This is a genomic window from Paraclostridium sp. (genome assembly GCF_051657365.1).
In the GTDB taxonomy this organism is placed as follows: domain Bacteria; phylum Bacillota; class Clostridia; order Peptostreptococcales; family Peptostreptococcaceae; genus Paraclostridium.
Map to the genome: position 1 here is coordinate 1 of NZ_JBOFKN010000143.1, position 1,202 is coordinate 1,202.

Annotated in this window: 2 protein-coding genes; one reads left to right on the forward strand and one right to left on the reverse strand. The window is 26.3% G+C overall.

What is annotated here, in order from left to right:
• Positions 1-20 precede the first annotated feature (20 nt).
• Positions 21-608 carry a nitroreductase family protein gene (locus ACRCYC_RS10260; protein WP_438517744.1) on the reverse strand — a complete coding sequence of 196 codons (588 nt, stop codon included), beginning with the start codon at positions 606-608 and terminating at the stop codon, positions 21-23.
• Between the two features lie 173 nt (positions 609-781).
• Between ACRCYC_RS10260 and ACRCYC_RS10265 the strand changes: the two genes are divergently transcribed.
• On the forward strand, positions 782-1,202 hold a 421-nt coding region (locus tag ACRCYC_RS10265; protein WP_438619040.1), incomplete at its 3' end, for a hypothetical protein.

The window sequence follows — 1,202 nt, forward strand, 5'->3', positions numbered from 1 at the left end:
GGTTTCTTCCTTTTTATTTTTTAAATTTTCTTAATTATAAGTTGATTAAGAGATAATTTAGGCACAAAATGCTTATAACTGTGATTTTCTAAATTTTCTCTCCAATACTTCATATTTTCATTTTCAACTACTGTTAAAATAACCTCATCTGTAGGTACTCCTATTGGCATTACAAAAAGTGGAATATACTCCTTTGAAATATTTAGTGCTTCTAAAATATCATCTTTTTTTACAGATTCCATGAAATTAACTCCATATCCGAGTGATGTTGCTATTAATTTCATATTTTGAAGAGCTATACCACAATCAGCATATATAAAATTTAGTGGTAATTTAGGAGGATTATCTGTAAATATAACTATATATCCACCTGGAGCTTCATCTTCAGTAGGTTTCCATTCTATTTGGCTAGCCCAAACAACATCTTTAAAAAGCCGAGAACATATATCTTTATCATTTACTAAAACATATCTTAGAAATTGTTTGTTAGCACCAGCTGATGAAAAGTGGGCTCCTTCAATAACTTTCATTAAATCATCCATTGGAACACTAATATTTTTGAAGCTTCTATGAGAACGAGCTTTTTTAATTAAATCTAATATTTCCATCTTAATCCTCCATAAAATTTTCATTAAATATTCTCTTAAATAAAATCATTTTGTAATTTTTTCAATGCTTATCTATCACTTCCTTTTTTAGAAACAAAATTTACTAGAAAGATTTATATATATGAGTTAAAATATAGGGTAAAAAATAGTACAATTATTTTGCGGAGGTATAAATGAAAAGCCGTTTTGAGCAAAGAGTTATTAAATTATCTATTTTGATAACCTCTCCTTTGCTAATATTACTTATAGGAATAATAACTTATACAGAGATTAATAATGAAACTAGTAAAGTAAAAAGAAGTTTAAGTGAAGTAGCTCTTGAAATCTCCAATACTAAATTTGTAAAAGATTCTATAATTGATGGAAATTTTAATCTACAAAAATATGCAGAGGTATTTGTTGATAATAATCAAGATGTTGATATTGTAGTTATAGCTGATAAAAATAAACGTCGTTTTAGTCATCTTGATACAAGTAAAATTGGAGAAATATTTGGAACTAAAGATAGTGAAGAGGTTTTTAAAAATAAAAAGGGATACTTTATAATAACTAAAGGATCTCAAGGTTTAACATATAGAAGATTTGAACCTATAA

Bases quoted from the DNA above. Each gene is read 5' to 3' on its own strand.
- ACRCYC_RS10260 (WP_438517744.1), bottom strand. From the start codon at position 608: ATGGAAATATTAGATTTAATTAAAAAAGCTCGTTCTCATAGAAGCTTC.